The 19,424-nt window shown below is 50.8% G+C and carries 18 protein-coding genes; all 18 read right to left on the bottom strand.

The window, feature by feature from the left end:
- Positions 1-49 precede the first annotated feature (49 nt).
- The 18 genes from phoU to mnmG all read right to left on the bottom strand — a co-directional run bounded on the left by phoU (position 50) and on the right by mnmG (position 19,348).
- On the bottom strand, positions 50-775 hold the full coding sequence (phoU, locus tag FDX03_RS21960; RefSeq protein WP_003023824.1) for a phosphate signaling complex protein PhoU: 726 nt from the start codon (positions 773-775) through the stop codon (positions 50-52).
- Between the two features lie 14 nt (positions 776-789).
- Positions 790-1,563, bottom strand: coding sequence for a phosphate ABC transporter ATP-binding protein PstB (gene pstB, locus FDX03_RS21955; RefSeq protein ID WP_003023821.1), 774 nt, complete (start codon positions 1,561-1,563; stop codon positions 790-792).
- Positions 1,564-1,672: 109 nt separating this feature from the next.
- Entirely contained in the window at positions 1,673-2,563 is an 891-nt protein-coding gene (gene pstA / locus FDX03_RS21950; protein WP_048213781.1) for a phosphate ABC transporter permease PstA, read from the bottom strand.
- Positions 2,563-3,522 carry a phosphate ABC transporter permease PstC gene (gene pstC, locus FDX03_RS21945; protein WP_048213782.1) on the bottom strand — a complete coding sequence of 320 codons (960 nt, stop codon included), beginning with the start codon at positions 3,520-3,522 and terminating at the stop codon, positions 2,563-2,565. The genes pstA and pstC overlap by 1 nt, the downstream gene beginning before the upstream one ends.
- A 262-nt stretch (positions 3,523-3,784) precedes the next feature.
- Positions 3,785-4,825: a phosphate ABC transporter substrate-binding protein PstS gene (pstS, locus tag FDX03_RS21940; protein ID WP_048213783.1), complete on the bottom strand. Its 1,041-nt coding sequence runs from the start codon at positions 4,823-4,825 to the stop codon at positions 3,785-3,787.
- 334 nt (positions 4,826-5,159) lie between these two features.
- Complete coding sequence (glmS, locus tag FDX03_RS21935; protein ID WP_137346581.1) at positions 5,160-6,989, bottom strand: glutamine--fructose-6-phosphate transaminase (isomerizing); 1,830 nt, start codon at positions 6,987-6,989, stop codon at positions 5,160-5,162.
- A 225-nt stretch (positions 6,990-7,214) separates the two neighbouring features.
- The gene (gene glmU, locus FDX03_RS21930) at positions 7,215-8,585 is read right to left on the bottom strand and encodes a bifunctional UDP-N-acetylglucosamine diphosphorylase/glucosamine-1-phosphate N-acetyltransferase GlmU (RefSeq protein ID WP_048213785.1); all 1,371 of its coding nucleotides are present in this window, start codon (positions 8,583-8,585) and stop codon (positions 7,215-7,217) included.
- Positions 8,586-9,232: 647 nt separating this feature from the next.
- A complete protein-coding gene (locus tag FDX03_RS21925; protein ID WP_005121460.1) occupies positions 9,233-9,652 on the bottom strand; it encodes a F0F1 ATP synthase subunit epsilon in 420 nt (139 codons plus the stop codon).
- 20 nt (positions 9,653-9,672) lie between these two features.
- Complete coding sequence (gene atpD, locus FDX03_RS21920; RefSeq protein ID WP_003023806.1) at positions 9,673-11,055, bottom strand: F0F1 ATP synthase subunit beta; 1,383 nt, start codon at positions 11,053-11,055, stop codon at positions 9,673-9,675.
- A 26-nt stretch (positions 11,056-11,081) separates the two neighbouring features.
- Complete coding sequence (gene atpG / locus FDX03_RS21915; protein ID WP_005121458.1) at positions 11,082-11,945, bottom strand: F0F1 ATP synthase subunit gamma; 864 nt, start codon at positions 11,943-11,945, stop codon at positions 11,082-11,084.
- A 50-nt stretch (positions 11,946-11,995) separates the two neighbouring features.
- Positions 11,996-13,537 carry a F0F1 ATP synthase subunit alpha gene (atpA, locus tag FDX03_RS21910; protein WP_003827026.1) on the bottom strand — a complete coding sequence of 514 codons (1,542 nt, stop codon included), beginning with the start codon at positions 13,535-13,537 and terminating at the stop codon, positions 11,996-11,998.
- 12 nt (positions 13,538-13,549) lie between these two features.
- Positions 13,550-14,083, bottom strand: coding sequence for a F0F1 ATP synthase subunit delta (gene atpH / locus FDX03_RS21905; protein ID WP_048213786.1), 534 nt, complete (start codon positions 14,081-14,083; stop codon positions 13,550-13,552).
- A 14-nt stretch (positions 14,084-14,097) separates the two neighbouring features.
- Entirely contained in the window at positions 14,098-14,568 is a 471-nt protein-coding gene (gene atpF / locus FDX03_RS21900; protein WP_040232304.1) for a F0F1 ATP synthase subunit B, read from the bottom strand.
- 59 nt (positions 14,569-14,627) lie between these two features.
- Positions 14,628-14,867 (bottom strand): F0F1 ATP synthase subunit C, encoded by a 240-nt coding sequence (atpE, locus tag FDX03_RS21895; protein ID WP_000429386.1) that lies wholly within the window; start codon positions 14,865-14,867, stop codon positions 14,628-14,630.
- Positions 14,868-14,913: 46 nt separating this feature from the next.
- Positions 14,914-15,729, bottom strand: coding sequence for a F0F1 ATP synthase subunit A (gene atpB, locus FDX03_RS21890; protein ID WP_005121454.1), 816 nt, complete (start codon positions 15,727-15,729; stop codon positions 14,914-14,916).
- 8 nt (positions 15,730-15,737) lie between these two features.
- Positions 15,738-16,118, bottom strand: a complete 381-nt coding sequence (gene atpI, locus FDX03_RS21885) for a F0F1 ATP synthase subunit I (protein WP_048213787.1) — start codon at positions 16,116-16,118, stop codon at positions 15,738-15,740.
- Positions 16,119-16,732: 614 nt separating this feature from the next.
- A complete protein-coding gene (rsmG, locus tag FDX03_RS21880) occupies positions 16,733-17,356 on the bottom strand; it encodes a 16S rRNA (guanine(527)-N(7))-methyltransferase RsmG (protein ID WP_048213788.1) in 624 nt (207 codons plus the stop codon).
- Between the two features lie 102 nt (positions 17,357-17,458).
- Entirely contained in the window at positions 17,459-19,348 is a 1,890-nt protein-coding gene (mnmG, locus tag FDX03_RS21875; protein ID WP_061066899.1) for a tRNA uridine-5-carboxymethylaminomethyl(34) synthesis enzyme MnmG, read from the bottom strand.
- Between the last annotated feature and the right edge of the window lie 76 nt (positions 19,349-19,424).

The following is a 19,424-nucleotide window of genomic DNA, read 5'->3' as shown; positions in this document are numbered from 1 at the left end:
CAATTGCCGGATAGCGCTAACGCTTATCCGGCCTACTTTCTACGTTTTTTCACTCTTTAGGATCTTTGCCCGCCAGCAGCTTATCCAGTTCATCGCCGCCCACGTGACGGAAATCCTGCCCCTTCACGAAGTAGAAGATGTATTCGCAGATATTCTGGCAGCGGTCACCAATACGCTCGATAGAACGTGCGCAGAACAGCGCGGTCAGCACACTTGGAATGGTACGCGGGTCTTCCATCATGTAGGTCATCAGCTGGCGCACAATGCCTTCATATTCCTGGTCGACTTTCTTATCTTCGCGATAAATACGTACCGCTTCGTCGAGATCCATACGCGCAAACGCATCCAACACGTCATGCAGCATCTGCACGGTGTGACGACCCAGCGACTCCAGACTTACCAGCAACGGCTGGTGCTGTTGCGAGAACTTCTCCAGCGCGGTGCGGCAAATTTTGTCCGCCACATCACCAATACGCTCCAGCTCAGCGATAGTTTTGATAATCGCCATCACCAGACGCAGGTCGCTGGCGGTAGGTTGACGCTTGGCGATGATACGCACGCAGGCTTCATCGATCGCCACTTCCATCATGTTGACGTTTTTATCGCCTTCAATGACGCGCTTCGCCAGTTCGCTGTCCTGATTATGCATGGCGGTAATCGCATCAGAAAGCTGCTGCTCTACCATGCCACCCATGGTCATCACCTGGGTACGGATGCTTTCCAGCTCTGCATTGAACTGGCCGGAAATATGTTTATTAAGGTTAAGGTTATCCACAACAAGCTCCTGAATCAGCCGTAACGACCGGTGATGTAGTCTTCAGTTTGTTTCTTCGCGGGCTTGGTGAACAGATCGTCCGTGTTGCTGAACTCAATCAACTCGCCCAGGTACATAAATGCCGTGTGATCGGAACAACGCGCTGCCTGTTGCATGTTGTGGGTAACGATAACAACGGTGTAATCTTCTTTCAGCTCAGTGATCAGCTCTTCAATACGCCCGGTAGAAATCGGGTCGAGCGCTGAACATGGCTCATCAAGCAGTAGCACTTCCGGGCGAATGGCGATACCACGCGCAATACACAGACGCTGCTGCTGACCACCGGAGAGAGAGTACCCGCTCTGGTGTAATTTATCTTTGGTTTCATTCCACAGTGCGGCCTTGGTCAATGCCCACTGCACACGTTCGTCCATATCCGCACGCGAGAGTTTCTCAAACAAACGTACGCCAAACGCGATGTTGTCGTAGATAGACATTGGGAACGGCGTTGGCTTCTGGAACACCATGCCGACTTTGGCACGCAGCAGCGCGATGTCCTGGGTGTTGGTGAGAATATTGTCACCATCCAGCAGGATTTCACCTTCCGCACGCTGCTCCGGGTACAGTTCAAACATTTTGTTGAAGGTACGCAGCAGCGTCGATTTACCACAGCCTGACGGCCCGATAAACGCCGTGACCTGGTTTTTCGCGATATCCAGGTTGATGTTCTTCAGGGCATGGAATTTGCCATAGTAGAAGTTCAAATCACGAACCTGAATTTTACCCGGGGCAGTATCAACCATACTCATTTCAATCTCTTCCTCATCATGCCTGATGGCGCGCAGCTTTCAGGCCTACATCTATGTCATTCGTAGGCCGGATAAGGCGTTTACGCCGCCATCCGGCAAGGCAATAAACTTAACCGTGTTTCTTCTTCGCGAAAATGACGCGCGCCAGAATGTTCAGCAGCAGTACGCACAGGGTAATAATCAGTACCCCAGCCCAGGCCAGTTGTTGCCATTCAGCAAATGGGCTCATCGCAAACTTAAAGATCGTGACCGGCAGGTTGGCTATAGGCTGCATCATGTCAGTGCTCCAGAACTGGTTGGAGAGCGACGTAAACAGCAGCGGAGCCGTTTCACCTGCAATACGGGCAATTGCCAGCAGAATACCGGTAATAATGCCCGATACAGACGCCTTCAGGGTGATTGCAGAAATCATCTTCCACTTCGGCGTACCCAGCGCATAGGCGGCTTCACGCAGGCTATCCGGAACCAGTTTGAGCATGTTCTCAGTGGTACGAATAACGATAGGTACCTGCAGCAACGCCAGCGCAATCACGCCCGCCCAGCCGGAGAAGTGTTCCATTTTTGCTACCACGATGGTGTAAACGAACAGACCGACCACGATGGATGGTGCAGAAAGCAGAATGTCGTTGATAAAACGGATGACCTCAGCCAGCCAGGACTTACGCCCATACTCAGCCAGGTAGATACCCGCCATAATACCGAGCGGGGTACCAAACACGGTCGCCCACAGAATCAACAGACCGCTACCGGCCAGGGCGTTCGCCAGACCACCACCTGCCGTATTCGGCGGCGGCGTCATTTCGGTGAACAGCGCCAGCGACATACCGTCAATACCGCGGGTAATAGTGGACATCAGGATCCAGATAAGCCAGAACAGACCAAATGCCATGGTCGCCATTGAGAGCGTCAGCGCGATGCGGTTCTTCAGACGGCGACGCGCCTGCATTTTACGGCGTGATTCTGCCAGTGCGGTGGTGTTTTGCATTTCCAGCGTAGCCATTAGCGTGCCCCCTCATTTTTCGCAAGGCGCATGATCATGAACTTAGACGCAGCCAGTACGATGAAGGTGATCACAAACAGAATCAGACCCAGTTCCATCAGTGCAGCAACATGCAAACCCGATTCCGCTTCAGCAAATTCGTTCGCCAGCGCAGAGGTGATACTGTTGCCCGGCATATACAGCGATGCGCTGTCGAGTTGGTAGGTGTTACCGATGATAAAGGTCACCGCCATGGTTTCACCCAGCGCGCGACCCAGACCCAGCATTACGCCGCCAATGACACCATTTTTAGTGAACGGCAGAACGATACGCCAGATAACTTCCCAGGTAGTACAGCCAATACCGTAGGCTGACTCTTTCATCAGTACCGGCGTTTGTTCGAACACATCACGCATAACTGCCGCAATGTACGGGATGATCATGATGGCGAGGATCACGCCAGCAGCCAGAATACCGATACCAAATGCCGGGCCAGCAAACAGTGCGCCAACAAACGGAATGTTGGAAAGAATATTACCGACCGGCTCCTGGAAATACGTCGCAAACAGCGGGGCAAAGATAAACAGGCCCCACATGCCGTAAACGATACTCGGGATCGCCGCCAGCAGTTCAATAGCGATACCCAGCGGACGTCTCAGCCAGCCAGGTGCAAGTTCCGTCAGGAACAAAGCAATGCCGAAACTCACCGGGACGGCGATCAGCAGTGCGATAAGTGAGGTGACCAGCGTACCGTAAATCGGTACCAGTGCGCCGTAGATATCATTTGGCGCATCCCAGTCTTTGGTCCAAAGGAATGAGAAACCAAATTTCTGGATGCTTGGCCAGGAGGAGATGATCAGAGAGACAATAATGCCACCCAACATCAATAGCACAATCAGCGCAGCCAGTTTTACCAGCGCGCTGAAGATCATGTCACCCTTTTTACCCGGTGGGTTAAAAGCAGGCTTGGTTGCAGCCATAAATCACTCTTTAAGTTTGGGCCAGGAAGCGCGCATTTTATCGTGCTTCCCAGCTAACGTAATGCCATACCCTAAATAATTCGAGTTGCAGCAAGGCGGCAAGCTTGTGACAAATTCGTCAGGAACGAATTTGAACAGCCGGAGGCTGCCTTCGGTGAGGGACAAGGATGTCCCTCATTCATCCCCAGGAGCATAGATTTACTATGTAACTGGAGTGAACAAGCGCAGCCAACACAGCTGCGGCTCGAAGTATGACGGGTATTTAGTACAGCGCTTTACCGCTGCTGTCTTTCACGTTGGTCTTCCATGCAGCACGAATCTGCTCAACCACGCTGTCCGGCAGGCTGGCGTAATCCAGGTCGTTGGCCTGTTTGCCGCCATTTTTGTACGCCCAGTCAAAGAACTTCAGCACTTCAACGCCCTGCTCAGGCTTCTTCTGCTCTTTGTGAACCAGGATGAAGGTGGTGGAAGTGATTGGCCACGCATTGTCACCTTTCTGGTTAGTCAGATCCTGAGCGAAGGTTTTGCTCCAGTCAGCGCCTTTAGCTGCATTAGCAAAGTTTTCTTCTGTCGGGCTTACCGGCTTACCATCAGCAGTAACCAGTTTGGTGTATGCCAGGTTGTTCTGCTTAGCATAAGCGTACTCAACGTAGCCGATAGAGCCTGGCAGACGCTGGACGAACGCAGCGATACCGTCGTTACCTTTACCGCCCAGACCGGTCGGCCAGTTCACAGTAGAGCCTGCGCCAATTTTAGATTTCCACTCTTCGTTCACTTTCGCCAGGTAGCTGGTGAAGACGAAGGAGGTACCGGAACCATCTGCACGACGCACAACGGCAATGTTCTGAGAAGGCAGCTTCAGACCCGGGTTCAGTTTGGTGATGGCTTCATCATCCCACTTCTTAATTTTGCCGAGGTAGATATCGCCCAGAGTTTTACCGTCAAGCACCAGCTCTCCGGACTTCAGGCCAGGGATATTCACCGCCAGCACCACACCGCCGATCACTGTCGGGAACTGGAACAGACCTTCTTGCGCCAGTTTCTCGTCAGACAGCGGTGCATCAGAAGCGCCGAAATCAACGGTATTGGCCGTAATTTGTTTTACACCACCGGAGGAGCCGATACCCTGGTAGTTTACTTTGCTACCGGTCTCTTTCTGATAAGTATCAGCCCATTTGGCATACACTGGCGCAGGAAAAGTTGCACCAGCACCTGTCAGGCTCGCTGCAGCAAAGGCAGAGAACGCGCTCATAGATAAGGTCGCGGCGACAACAGTTGCGACAGTGGTACGCATAACTTTCATAATGTCTCCTGCACGGTTTTCGTAAATTGTTGTTTGAGTTGCTACTGTGAGCAAAATAGGACAAACAGGTGACAGTTAAATGTACGAAATATGACAGTTTTATGACAATGAAAAATAACGCACCAAGAACAATTAAAAATTGTATAAAAACAGCAAGTTAATAGATTATATGACAATCATATTTCGGCAAAATTTTCTTTTTATGACACTGAAAACAGTAGCTGAAGATGACGGTTTGTCACATAAAACAGGCGGGGTAATTGATTAAAAACAGAACGCGTTTAAAAAAATGCCCCGCTTTGAGCAGGGCATTTTCAGTTCAGCGAGGTATCGCTTATTCCACGGTAACCGACTTCGCCAGGTTACGCGGCTGGTCCACGTCAGTACCTTTAATCAGCGCCACATGATACGCCAGCAGTTGCAGCGGAACGGTATAGAAGATCGGTGCAATCACCTCTTCCACATGCGGCATCTCGATGATATGCATATTTTCATTACTGATAAATCCTGCATCCTGATCGGCGAAGACGTACAACTGGCCGCCACGGGCACGCACTTCTTCAATGTTGGATTTCAGTTTTTCCAGCAACTCGTTGTTCGGTGCAACCACGATAACCGGCATATCCGCGTCAATCAGCGCCAGCGGACCGTGCTTCAGCTCACCAGCGGCATACGCTTCTGCGTGAATATAAGAAATCTCTTTCAGCTTCAGGGCGCCTTCCAGCGCAATGGGGTACTGATCGCCACGACCAAGGAACAGTGCATGGTGTTTGTCAGAGAAGTCTTCCGCCAGTGCGGCAATACGCTTGTCCTGTGACAGCATCTGCTCAATACGGCTCGGCAGCGCCTGTAACCCGTGAACAATCTCTTGTTCAATAGTCGCATCCAGACCTTTCAGACGAGCCAGCTTCGCCACCAGCATTAGCAGAACAGTCAGTTGGGTGGTAAATGCTTTCGTGGAGGCCACGCCGATTTCGGTCCCGGCATTGGTCATCATCGCCAGGTCAGATTCACGTACCAGAGAAGAGCCTGGAACGTTACAGATTGCCAGCGACCCCAGATAGCCCAGCTCTTTAGATAAGCGCAGACCCGCCAGGGTATCCGCCGTTTCACCGGACTGAGACAGGGTAATCATCAAACTGTTACGACGCACAGCGGATTTGCGATAACGGAACTCAGAAGCAATTTCCACATCACAAGGAATGCCGGCCAGCGACTCAAACCAGTAGCGGGATACCATGCCTGAGTTGTATGACGTGCCGCAGGCAATAATCTGGATATGCTCGACCTGAGACAGCAACGCATTGGCATTAGGGCCAAGCTCACTTAAATCCACTTCGCCATGACTGATACGCCCGATCAGCGTATTTTTTATCGCGTTCGGTTGCTCATAGATCTCTTTCTGCATGTAGTGGCGATAAATACCTTTTTCGCCCGCGTCGTATTGCAGATTAGATTCAATATCCTGACGTTTAACTTCCGCGCCAGTCTTGTCAAAAATAGAGACTGAACGACGCGTTACCTCGGCGATATCGCCCTCTTCCAGGAAGATAAAGCGACGGGTTACCGGCAGCAGAGCCAACTGGTCGGAAGCGATAAAGTTTTCACCCATGCCCAGACCGATAACCAGCGGGCTACCAGAACGCGCCGCCAGCAGAGTTTCTGGATTACGGGTATCCATGATCACTGTGCCGTAGGCACCGCGCAGCTGCGGAATAGTACGCAATACCGCTTCACGCAGTGTACCGCCCTGTTCCAGCTCCCAATGCACCAGGTGAGCGATCACTTCGGTGTCTGTTTCAGACACAAAGATGTAACCACGCGCTTTCAACATTTCACGCAGCGGTTCATGGTTTTCGATGATGCCGTTATGCACCACCACAATGTGCTCAGAAACATGCGGATGCGCGTTTGCTTCTGAAGGTTCGCCGTGTGTTGCCCAGCGGGTGTGAGCGATACCCGTACCACCGTGTAACGGATGTTCTTCCGCAGCAGCAGTCAGCATCTGCACTTTACCCAGACGACGCAGACGGGTCATGTTACCTTCAGCATCAACAACAGCCAGACCGGCTGAGTCATAACCACGATATTCCAGACGACGTAAACCTTCGAGAAGGATTTCAGCTACATCACGCTGCGCGATAGCGCCAACAATTCCACACATATTTTTTGATTCCGAATTTAGGCATTATGCCTGTCGTTGTCGCTGACCTGTATTTGCCCTTTCCGGGCGCCCCGAGCCTTGTAGAGAGTGGGGTTATTTTTATAGGTACTGCTTGTTGAGCGGAGGATTATGTTATCCCCTCATCTCTTGTCTGCCTGATGGCACTCACGCTTATCAGGCCTACAGAACGTCATCGCACGTAGGCCGCCATCCGGCAAAAATCACTTACTTTTTCTTCACCGGGCGCTGCCAACCTTGTTTATGGACCTGCGGTACACGGCTTAATACCAGTTCGTTATCAGCGATATTACGCGTCACTGTGGTTCCAGCGGCGATCGTCGCGCCTTTACCCACGGTGACAGGCGCCACCAGTTGAGTATCCGAACCCACAAACACATCATCACCAATAATGGTTTTAAATTTATTAGCACCATCGTAATTGCAGGTGATCGTCCCCGCGCCGATGTTCACGTTATCGCCAATTTCAGCATCGCCCAGATAGGTCAGATGACCGGCTTTAGAACCTTTACCCAGACGCGCTTTTTTCATTTCGACGAAGTTACCCACGTGTGCGCCTTCCTGCAGCTCAGCGCCCGGACGCAGACGCGCAAAAGGCCCGATAGTACAGGCCGCTTCCAGATGGGCATCTTCCACCACGCTGTACGGGCTAAGCTCACAACCATCGCCAATTACGCTATTTTTGATAATGCAGCCAGTACCAATCTTGACGCGATCGCCAAGGGTTACGTTACCTTCAATGATAACGTTAGTATCAATTTCAACATCGCGCCCGTGAATAAGCGAACCGCGAAGATCAAAACGTGCGGGATCGCGTAACATAACGCCAGCTAACAGCAGTTTCTCTGCTTGTTCGGACTGATAGACACGTTCAAGACGGGATAACTGAAGGCGGTTGTTCACCCCTTCGGTTTCGCTAATACGTGCCGGATGTACCGCAGCAATTTCACGACCTTCCTGGTACGCCATCGCAATGATATCGGTGATGTAATATTCACCCTGCACGTTGTTGTTGGTCAGTTTAGATAACCAGCGCTTCATATCAGCGCCATTGGCAATCAGGATGCCGGTGTTAATTTCCTGGATCTTGCGTTGCTCGTCGGTCGCATCTTTATGCTCAACGATGCCAGTAACGCTGCCGTTATCACGCGTAATGCGCCCATAGCCGGTTGGGTCGTCCAGTTTTACGGTTAATAAGCCAATACCCCCCTGAGGTTTAGCATCGCGCAGGCGGCGTAACGTTTCAGTGGAGATTAACGGCACATCGCCATAGAGCATTAAAATGTCTTCGTCATCACCAAAGAACGGTGCAGCCTGCTGCATAGCATGACCGGTTCCCAACTGCTCTGCCTGCAGAACCCAGTTCAGATTGCCATCTTTCAACGTCTGCTGAAGCAAATCACCACCGTGCCCGTAGACCAGGTGTACATGAGTTGCGCCTAATTCATTAGCGGCATCAATAACATGCTGCACCATCGCTTTTCCTGCGAGAGTGTGCAGCACTTTAGGAAGATCGGAATACATACGTGTCCCTTTGCCTGCGGCAAGGATCACGACGCTCATAGCATTATTCAACATACACATCCTGACTGTCATTTGAGAACGAATTTATACCCTTTCATATTGAAAATACTACATTTTTTTCATCATGAAATGGGCCGAAGATAAAACGTTCAATAGGGGAAAATCCCTAACTATTAACTCACTATTTTCGACTATATCGGCGCCTTTTGTCTCCCAAAAACCAGGAGCATGCTCTTATTAAAGCCTTAGGTTAATGTTTTTGCTATTTTTTTACCGCATGAATAAAGAGTTACACATGCAAAGTCCGATTTTATTTATGTGATTCAGTAAGAAACCGAAAATGCGTACGCGAAAATAAAAAGTTGAGGGAGAAGAGGAGGAAGAGGGGATCTATAACAACAAGTGGCGCTGACTGATAAACCGTATCAAGCATCGCGCCACAGGACGGGCAGGTAAAAGCTAAAAGCTCATATTGCTGAACATGGCGATGATTTTATTGAGTAATTTCATGTTGGCATCTCTTTTTATTTGAGTTCATTATGTGATATTCATCACATAAAAAGAGTCTACGCCGCATTTTTTAACCAATCAACTTTTTTTGATCTAAATCACAAAACAGATTTCACTTTAAATGTTTATGCAACAAAACAAAAAAAGCCAGCCTGGAAACCAGACTGGCTTTTGTGCTTTTCAAGCCGGTGTTACATCGCTTTTTTGGTCAACTCGATAACGCGCAGTTTCGCGATCGCTTTGGCCAGTTCCGCAGATGCCTGAGCGTAATCCACGTCACCATGAGAGCTCTTAATATGCTCTTCAGCCTTACGTTTCGCTTCCAGGGCTCTCGCTTCATCGAGATCCTGCCCGCGAATCGCGGTATCAGCCAGTACGGTCACGTTGCCAGGCTGCACTTCAAGAATGCCGCCGGACAGATAGATAAACTCTTCATGACCGAACTGTTTAACGATGCGGATCATACCAGGCTTAATGGCGGTGAGTAGCGGTGCGTGACCCGGGAAAATACCCAGTTCACCTTCACTACCCGTTACCTGGATTTTTTCGACCAGACCAGAGAACATTTGTTGCTCTGCGCTGACGACGTCCAGGTGGTAAGTCATTGCCATATCACCCTCCGATTAAGGCGTTAAAGTTTTTTGGCTTTTTCTACGGCTTCGTCGATAGAACCAACCATGTAGAACGCCTGCTCTGGCAGGTGGTCGTATTCGCCTTCCATGATGCCTTTAAAGCCACGGATGGTGTCTTTCAGGGAAACGTATTTACCCGGAGAACCGGTGAATACTTCCGCAACGAAGAACGGCTGGGACAGGAAGCGCTGAATTTTACGCGCACGTGCTACCACCAGTTTATCTTCTTCAGACAGTTCATCCATACCCAGGATGGCGATGATGTCTTTCAGTTCCTGATAACGCTGCAGCAGGGACTGTACGCCACGCGCGGTGTCGTAGTGTTCCTGACCAACAACCAGCGGATCCAGCTGACGGCTGGTGGAGTCCAGCGGGTCAACTGCCGGGTAGATACCCAGAGATGCGATCTGACGGCTCAGTACCACGGTTGCATCCAAGTGAGCAAAGGTGGTTGCTGGGGATGGGTCAGTCAAGTCATCCGCAGGTACGTATACCGCCTGAACGGAGGTGATAGAACCGGTTTTGGTAGAAGTGATACGTTCCTGCAGAACACCCATCTCTTCCGCCAGGGTCGGCTGGTAACCTACCGCTGATGGCATACGACCCAGCAGTGCGGATACTTCCGTACCGGCCAGGGTATAACGATAGATGTTATCGACGAACAGCAGTACGTCACGACCTTCGTCACGGAATTTCTCAGCCATGGTCAGGCCGGTCAGCGCAACGCGCAGACGGTTTCCCGGCGGCTCGTTCATCTGGCCATAAACCAGGGATACTTTATCCAGAACGTTGGAGTCGGTCATTTCGTGGTAGAAGTCGTTACCCTCACGAGTACGTTCACCTACACCCGCAAACACAGAGTAACCGGAGTGCTCGATCGCGATGTTACGAATAAGCTCCATCATGTTTACGGTTTTACCTACACCCGCACCACCGAACAGACCAACTTTACCGCCCTTAGCGAACGGACACATCAGGTCGATAACTTTGATGCCGGTTTCCAGCAGTTCCTGAGAGCTGGACAGCTCTTCATAGGAAGGTGCTGCGCGGTGAATAGCCCAACGCTCTTCTTCTCCGATATCGCCTTTCATGTCGATCGGGTGACCCAGAACGTTCATGATACGACCCAGCGTTGCTTTACCTACCGGGACTTCGATCGGGTGCTCGAGGTCTTTAACTTCCAGACCACGACGCAGACCGTCGGAAGAACCCATGGCGATGGTACGTACGATACCGCCGCCGAGCTGCTGCTGAACTTCCAGCACCAGGCTCTCTTTACCATTCATAACCTCAAGAGCATCGTACACGCGCGGTACGGCATCCTGAGGGAATTCGACGTCAACCACGGCGCCGATTACCTGGACAATTTTTCCAGTAGCCATCTTGAATCCTCTACGAATTAACCTGGTTATACCGCGGATGCACCACCGACGATTTCGGTGAGTTCCTGAGTAATGCTGGCCTGACGAGCTTTGTTGTATACCAACTGCAGCTCTTTAATCAGGCTGCCGCCATTGTCGGTCGCGGCTTTCATCGCCACCATACGTGCGGCCTGCTCGCTGGCCAGGTTTTCTACCACGCCCTGATAAACCTGAGATTCAACGTAACGACGCAGCAGGGTATCCAGCAGCGGTTTCGGGTCTGGTTCATACAGGTAATCCCAGGCTTTTTGTTTTAACTCTTCATCTTCTGAAGCCGGTAAAGGCAGCAGTTGAGTGAGAGTAGGAACCTGAGACATGGTGTTAATAAATTTGTTGCTGACAACGTACAGTCTGTCCAGACGACCTTCATCATAGGCCTGCAGCATCACTTTAACCGGGCCGATCAGTTCGGACAGGGAAGGGTTATCCCCCATACCGGTTACCTGAGCAACCACGTTACCGCCTACGGAATTAAAGAAAGACACGCCCTTAGAGCCGATCATTGCGATGTCGCACTGAACGCCTTTATCGGACCATGTTTTCATATCCGCCAGCAGCTTTTTGAACAGGTTAATGTTCAAGCCACCGCACAGACCACGGTCGGTCGACACCACCAGGTAGCCCACGCGCTTAACGTCGCGTTCTTCCAGGTAAGGGTGCTTATATTCCAGATTACCATTCGCAAGGTGACCAATCACTTTGCGCATGGTCTCTGCATAAGGACGGCTGGCCGCCATGCGATCCTGCGATTTACGCATTTTGGAAGCGGCGACCATCTCCATCGCTTTAGTGATCTTCTGCGTGTTCTGGACGCTTGCGATCTTACTACGTATCTCTTTTGCGCCGGCCATGAGCTTCTCCTCAATGCCTTGCGGTCCGCCCTAAGACAGACCGCCAGACGTTACCAGGACTGGGTTGCTTTGAAGGAATCGAGGATAGCTTTCAGCTTGCCTTCGATTTCATCGTTATAGCCACCGGACTGGTTAATCTCTTGCATCAGCGGAGCGTGATCACGGTCAACGTAAGCCAGCAGAGCGGCTTCGAAGCTACCGATTTTCGCCAGTTCCACATCTTCGAGGTAACCGCGTTCAGCCGCAAACAGCACCACGCCCTGCTGTGCAACAGACATTGGGGCATACTGTTTCTGCTTCAGCAGTTCAGTTACTTTCTGACCGTGGCTCAGCTGCTTACGCGTAGCTTCGTCAAGGTCGGAAGCGAACTGAGAAAACGCTGCCAGTTCACGATACTGTGCCAGCGCGGTACGGATACCACCGGACAGTTTCTTGATGATCTTGGTCTGCGCTGCGCCACCTACACGGGATACGGAGATACCCGGGTTAACTGCCGGACGAATACCGGAGTTGAACAGGTTGGTTTCCAGGAAGATCTGACCATCGGTAATGGAAATTACGTTGGTCGGAACGAACGCGGAAACGTCACCCGCCTGGGTTTCGATAATCGGCAGAGCGGTCAGGGAGCCAGTTTTACCTTTAACTTCACCATTGGTGAATTTCTCAACGTATTCCGCGTTAACGCGGGAAGCACGTTCAAGCAGACGGGAGTGGAGGTAAAATACGTCGCCCGGGAATGCTTCACGTCCTGGTGGACGACGGAGCAGCAGGGAAACCTGACGGTAAGCAACAGCCTGTTTGGACAGGTCATCATAAACGATCAGTGCATCTTCACCGCGGTCACGGAAGTATTCGCCCATTGCGCAACCAGCATAAGGTGCCAGATATTGCAGTGCAGCAGATTCAGACGCGGTCGCCACAACAACGATGGTGTTGGACAGTGCGCCGTGTTCTTCCAGTTTACGAACCACGTTAGAAATGGTGGACGCTTTCTGGCCGATAGCCACATACACACATTTGATGCCGGAGTCACGCTGGTTGATGATGGCATCGATTGCCATCGCGGTTTTACCGGTCTGACGGTCACCGATGATCAACTCACGCTGACCACGACCGATTGGGATCATGGCATCAACGGATTTATAACCGGTCTGTACCGGCTGATCTACGGACTGACGTTCGATTACGCCTGGTGCGATAACTTCGATTGGCGAGAAGCCATCGTTATCAACCGGACCTTTACCGTCAATCGGGGAACCCAGAGTGTTCACCACACGACCCAGCAGGCCACGGCCAACCGGAACTTCCAGAATACGACCCGTACACTTAACCTTCATGCCTTCGGCGAGGTCAGCGTATGGACCCATCACAACTGCACCTACGGAGTCGCGCTCCAGGTTCAGTGCGATAGCATAACGGTTACCCGGCAGAGAGATCATTTCCCCCTGCATACAGTCAGCAAGACCGTGGATGCGGATAACACCGTCACTTACAGAAACAATAGTACCTTCGTTGTGAGCTTCACTCACAACACTGAACTGAGCAATGCGCTGCTTGATCAGTTCGCTGATTTCGGTGGAATTCAGTTGCATGCTCCAGTCCCCTTAAGACTGCAAGACGTCTGCAAGGCGCTCAAGACGGCCGCGTACGCTGCCATCAATGACCATATCACCCGCACGGATGATTACGCCTGCCATTACAGACTTATCGATTTTGCAATTCAGCTTAACTTTGCGTGACAGACGTTTTTCCATCGCTGCACTAATCTTCGTAAGCTGTTCATCACTCAGTGCATTGGCAGAAGTGACTTCTACCTCAGAGATAGCCTCACTGGCTGCACGCAGGTGAATAAACTGCTCAAGAACATCCGGGAGCGCATTAAGACGGTTATTTTCAGCCATTACCTTAATCAGGTTCTGGCCATTTTCGTCCAACTGCTCACCGCAGATTGCGATAAACGACTCAGCGAGCGTTTCCGGCGCCAGCGCGCCAGAGAGAAGCTCTGCCATTTGTTCGTTCTTCGTCACCTCAGCGGCAAACGTCAGCATATCCTGCCAACGGTCAACGCTTTGGTGCTCAACGGCAAAGTCAAAAGCTGCTTTGGCGTAGGGGCGAGCTACCGTAATAAATTCAGACATCAGCCCCTCCCTCCTTACAGTTCAGCGACAAGTTTGTCCACGATGTCGCTGTTAGCAGCTTCATCCACGGAACGTTCGATGATCTTCTCGGCGCCAGCAACAGCCAGGACAGCAACTTGCTTACGCAGCTCTTCGCGAGCACGTTTACGCTCGGCGTCAATTTCCGCCTGCGCTTGTGCCACGATTTTAGTACGTTCCTGCTCTGCTTCAGTTTTAGCTTCGTCCAGGATCTGAGCACGGCGTTTGTTCGCCTGCTCGATAATTACCTGAGCTTCCGCCTTCGCTTTTTTCAGCTGGTCAGTCGCGCTGGCCTTTGCAAGGTCAAGATCCTTATGTGCTCGTTCAGCAGAAGCAAGACCGTCAGCAATTTCTTTTTGACGTTTTTCGATGGCTGCCATTAATGGCGGCCATACGTACTTCATGCAGAACAGAACGAACAGGACAAACGCGATGGCCTGGCCGAGGATTGTTGCGTTAAGATTCACAGCACAATGCCTCTATCTAGTTAACGTTCTGATATTGCTCTTAATTCAAGCAACGCTTACTACGCGACAGCGAACATCACGTACAGACCCAGACCTACAGCGATCATCGGGATAGCATCCACCAGACCCATAACGATAAAGAACTGAGTACGCAGCAGAGGAATCAGATCAGGTTGACGCGCTGCGCCTTCCAGGAATTTACCCCCGAGGATGCCGATACCGATCGCAGCACCGATTGCCGCCAGACCCATCATCACAGCGGCAGCCATGTACAGCAGATCCATATTCAGGTTTTCCATGACAGTCTCCAGTTTGTTTCAGTTAAAACGTAGTAGTGTTGGTAAATTAATGCTCTTCAGACGCCATCGACAGATAGACAATCGTCAGAACCATGAAGATGAAGGCTTGCAGCGTGATAATCAGTATGTGGAAAATGGCCCACGGCACATTCAGAATCCACTGTGACCACCACGGCAACAGACCAGCAATCAGAATGAAAATCAGCTCACCAGCGTACATGTTGCCGAACAGTCGCAGACCAAGAGAAACTGGTTTGGACAGCAGGCTTACCCCTTCAAGGATTAAGTTGACAGGAATGAACGCCCAGTGATTGAACGGCTGCAGCGTCAACTCTTTCGCGAAGCCGCCGATGCCTTTCATTTTGATGCTGTAGAACAGAATCAGGATAAACACGCCCAGCGCCATCGACAGGGTGATGTTTACGTCCGCAGACGGAACCACGCGCAGCGCCGGCAGGCCCAGTATATGCTCAGCAATATACGGCAGCAGGTCGATTGGCAGTAAATCCATCAGGTTCATCAGGAAGACCCAAACGAAGATCGTCAGGGCAAGCGGTGCGATAACCTTGCTTTTGCCATGGTACATGTCTTTGACACTGCCATGAACAAAGCCGATTACCAGCTCAATCGCGGTCTGAAATTTCCCTGGTACGCCGCTGGTTGCCTTTTTAGCAACGCTACGGAACATAAGCAGGAACAACAGACCCAGCACCACCGAGAAGAACATGGAGTCAATATTGAGCGTCCAGAAGGTGGCTGGGGGGTTATGCGGATCTACCAGCGAGAAAGTACGCAGGTCCAACTGAAGGTTATTCAGATGGTGCCCTATGTATTCCTGCGGCGTCATATTTTCAGAAGCCATGATGCCTTTTACCCTTTGTTGTTAATTACAGCCGGTGCCAGTATCTGAACCACCAGCACCAAAACCCACGTAACGATCAGCGGTAAGAACACCGCCTTCAAAACCGCCAACGCCACCACAAGCAAAACCAGCATAGCTAACACCTTGAAGGCTTCGCCGAAAGCGAACGTCCAGGCCACTCGGCCCTTTGCTGGTGTATGTGCCTGGTGACGCCAGGCAAATATCATAAACAACATATTAGGCAGTAACACTGCCAATCCCCCGCACAATGCGGAGATGCCCCAGAAAGGGTCTTTGAGGCTAAACAGCAATCCACTTGCTATTACCGCCAGAAGCTGTGTGAGCAAAAGCTTACGAGCAACGTTTCGACTCAAGAGCGACATAGACATCACGTTTTTACTCCTGCTCCCTTCGAGGTATGCCGCGTGTCGTATAAAACGTTCTTTATGGCTTAGAGTCAAGCATCAAAAAGCGGTCAAATTATACGGTGCGGCTTCGTGATTTCAAACAATAAGTAGCTAAAAAGTGAATAAATGTTTAAATATTTTTCTCCAGGCCACATTTATTACTTTTCGGCAAACTGTGAACGATCATGCAAAACTGCAAAAGCCGCGTAAACACTGGCTGCAAAGCGTGCACCAGATCACATATTAAGCATATTCGCCCCTGCACTATTTATTTACTTGGCAAATGATGCCATTTCAACTTTTTGATATTTAAGCCTAAAATCCGTTACTGTTTTAAAAATAGCGAATAACAACAAAAAAACCACCCATTGACATTTATAATAAAAAATTAACACAAGCGGTGATTCTTTGATTCCATTTTTAGCAGGCTGATATTTTCACAGTTGACTTGTTTCACTTTTAACAAAAAACGGTACGTTATAGTTATGATGCAAAACCGTAAGACATTAGTGAAATGTAACGACATTTAACCACACTATTCCCTATGACTTTTAACACCTGAAGAGCCGTTTTTTTTCTATTTTTTTTGATAAAAATTAAATTTTGTTTGGCTTAATAACCACCAAATGACGCTCACCATCCAGTTGTGGAACCCGTAATTTTACAACTGATTCGACGCTGAACGCCGCAGGCAATGTGGCGATCTCATCTTCCGGTAATTGCCCTTTTAAAGCATAAAAACGCCCGTTTTGACCAGGTAAATGGTGGCACCAGCTCAGCATGTCGTTAAGAGATGCAAAAGCACGACTTATCACGCCATCAAAAGGTGGCTCGGAAGGGAATTCTTCTACCCTGCTTTGCACTGGAGTGATGTTATCCAGTTTAAGTTCATGTTGTACCTGACGCAGAAAACGTACGCGTTTTCCCAGACTATCCAGCAGAGTAAAATGCGCCTCAGGACGCACGATAGAAAGAGGAATTCCTGGTAAGCCCGGTCCCGTGCCGACATCAATAAAACGCTCGCCTTGCAGATGGGGGGCGACAACAATGCTGTCCAGAATATGGCGCACCAGCATTTCGTTGGGATCCCGCACCGATGTCAGGTTGTACGCTTTATTCCATTTGTGCAGCATATCGACATACGCAATCAGCTGATTTTTCTGGTGATCGGTAAGAGAAATACCAGCATCAGCCAGCAGACGAGAGAGTTTGTTGAGCACGGTCGTTACCTGTTAATAATCAATGACCCGATAAGCTATAGCGTATCGGGTCGACAAATTTGCAGGGCGGGCAAGCGAAGCGCCCCCGCCCAAATAGTGTGATTAAGCGCTACGGCGCAGCATACCTTGTTTTTTCAGCCAAACCAGCAGAATGGAGATGGCGGCAGGCGTGACACCTGAAATGCGCGATGCCTGGCCGATTGATACCGGTTTGTGATCGTTCAGCTTGGCAATAACTTCATTCGACAAACCGGAAACCTGACGATAATCCAGAGTCGCAGGCAGCAACGTATTCTCGTTACGCTGTTGTCTTTCGATTTCATCCTGCTGACGGGCAATATAACCTTCGTACTTAACCTGAATTTCAACCTGTTCAGCCGCCTGAGGATCATCAAGCGCGGGTGCAAATACAGACAATGACGTCAGCTGTGCATAGGTCATGTCCGGACGACGCAGCAGATCTTCACCACTGGCCTCGCGTGACAGAGGCGTAGCCAGGTGAGCATTCACTTCTGCTGCAGATTCGGCAAGCGGGTTCACCCAGGTAGATTTCAGACGCTGGCGTTCTTGTTCGATGCGTTCCAGTTTTTCATTGAAGCGCGCCCAGCGTTCATCCCCCACCAGACCCAGTTCACGACCAATTTCGGTCAGACGGAGATCGGCGTTATCTTCGCGCAGCATCAAACGGTATTCTGCACGCGAAGTAAACATGCGGTACGGTTCTTTGGTGCCCAGCGTACACAGGTCATCCACCAGCACACCAAGATAGGCCTGAGAACGCGCAGGTGCCCACCCCTCTTTGTCAGCGGACAAGCGTGCGGCGTTCAGACCCGCCAGCAAACCTTGCGCAGCGGCTTCTTCGTAACCGGTTGTACCGTTAATCTGACCAGCAAAGAACAGACCTTGAATGAACTTACTTTCCAGGGTTGGCTTCAGATCGCGTGGATCGAAGAAATCATACTCAATAGCATAGCCAGGACGGACAATTTTGGCATTTTCCATCCCCTGCATGGAGCGGACAATTTGCATCTGCACGTCAAACGGCAGGCTGGTGGAAATACCGTTCGGGTAAATTTCGTTAGACGTCAGTCCTTCCGGTTCAAGGAAGATCTGGTGCTGGTTACGATCGGCAAAGCGCATCACTTTGTCTTCGATCGACGGGCAGTAACGTGGGCCGATACCTTCGATCACGCCAGCATACATCGGGCTACGATCGAGGTTATTACGGATCACATCATGGGTTTTCTCGTTAGTATGCGTGATGTAGCACGGCATCTGGCGCGGATGTTGAGAAACATCGCCAAGGAACGAAAAGACCGGCATTGGGTTATCGCTGTTTTGCTGGCCAAGTACGCTGAAATCGATGGTACGCGCATCTATACGCGGCGGTGTGCCGGTTTTCAGACGGCTAACGCGCAGCGGTAGCTCACGCAGGCGACGTGACAGTGGGATAGACGGCGGATCGCCAGCACGGCCACCGCTGTAGTTGTCCAGACCAATGTGAATTTTCCCGTCGAGGAAAGTCCCTACGGTTAATACAACCGCTTTGGCACGGAACTTCAGACCCATCTGAGTCACTGCACCGACAACACGATCGTTTTCAACAATCAGATCTTCAACCGCTTGCTGGAAGATCATCAGATTCGGCTGGTTCTCCAACGCAGTACGTACAGCCTGACGATAGAGCACGCGATCCGCCTGAGCACGGGTGGCGCGAACTGCCGGGCCTTTGCTGGCGTTTAGTATTCTAAACTGGATACCAGCATGGTCAATTGCGGTTGCCATCAGGCCGCCAAGCGCATCCACTTCTTTTACCAGGTGTCCCTTCCCAATGCCGCCAATCGCCGGGTTACAGCTCATCTGTCCCAGAGTGTCGATATTGTGTGTCAACAGCAGGGTCTGTTGACCCATTCGCGCCGCGGCCATTGCAGCCTCGGTGCCTGCATGACCCCCGCCAATGATGATGACGTCAAAAGGATCCTGATAAAACATGGTAATTGCCTCGCATAACGCGGTGTGAAAATTGATTGAAGCCCGGGCCGTGGATTCTACTCAACTTTAGTCGATG

It is taken from the genome of Citrobacter sp. wls827 (assembly GCF_005280875.1).
GTDB lineage: Bacteria > Pseudomonadota > Gammaproteobacteria > Enterobacterales > Enterobacteriaceae > Citrobacter > Citrobacter youngae.
This window is presented reverse-complemented; position numbering and strand designations above follow the sequence as displayed.

Excerpts from the sequence above, each read along its gene's own strand:
- pstB (WP_003023821.1), bottom strand. The coding sequence starts at position 1,563 with ATGAGTATGGTTGATACTGCCCCGGGTAAAATTCAGGTTCGTGATTTG.
- pstA (WP_048213781.1), bottom strand. The coding sequence starts at position 2,563 with ATGGCTACGCTGGAAATGCAAAACACCACCGCACTGGCAGAATCACGC.
- pstC (WP_048213782.1), bottom strand. The coding sequence starts at position 3,522 with ATGGCTGCAACCAAGCCTGCTTTTAACCCACCGGGTAAAAAGGGTGAC.
- pstS (WP_048213783.1), bottom strand. The coding sequence starts at position 4,825 with ATGAAAGTTATGCGTACCACTGTCGCAACTGTTGTCGCCGCGACCTTA.
- glmS (WP_137346581.1), bottom strand. The coding sequence starts at position 6,989 with ATGTGTGGAATTGTTGGCGCTATCGCGCAGCGTGATGTAGCTGAAATC.
- glmU (WP_048213785.1), bottom strand. The coding sequence starts at position 8,585 with ATGTTGAATAATGCTATGAGCGTCGTGATCCTTGCCGCAGGCAAAGGG.
- FDX03_RS21925 (WP_005121460.1), bottom strand. The coding sequence starts at position 9,652 with ATGGCAATGACTTACCACCTGGACGTCGTCAGCGCAGAGCAACAAATG.
- atpD (WP_003023806.1), bottom strand. The coding sequence starts at position 11,055 with ATGGCTACTGGAAAAATTGTCCAGGTAATCGGCGCCGTGGTTGACGTC.
- atpG (WP_005121458.1), bottom strand. The coding sequence starts at position 11,945 with ATGGCCGGCGCAAAAGAGATACGTAGTAAGATCGCAAGCGTCCAGAAC.
- atpA (WP_003827026.1), bottom strand. The coding sequence starts at position 13,537 with ATGCAACTGAATTCCACCGAAATCAGCGAACTGATCAAGCAGCGCATT.
- atpH (WP_048213786.1), bottom strand. The coding sequence starts at position 14,083 with ATGTCTGAATTTATTACGGTAGCTCGCCCCTACGCCAAAGCAGCTTTT.
- atpE (WP_000429386.1), bottom strand. The coding sequence starts at position 14,867 with ATGGAAAACCTGAATATGGATCTGCTGTACATGGCTGCCGCTGTGATG.
- atpB (WP_005121454.1), bottom strand. The coding sequence starts at position 15,729 with ATGGCTTCTGAAAATATGACGCCGCAGGAATACATAGGGCACCATCTG.
- atpI (WP_048213787.1), bottom strand. The coding sequence starts at position 16,118 with ATGTCTATGTCGCTCTTGAGTCGAAACGTTGCTCGTAAGCTTTTGCTC.
- mnmG (WP_061066899.1), bottom strand. The coding sequence starts at position 19,348 with ATGTTTTATCAGGATCCTTTTGACGTCATCATCATTGGCGGGGGTCAT.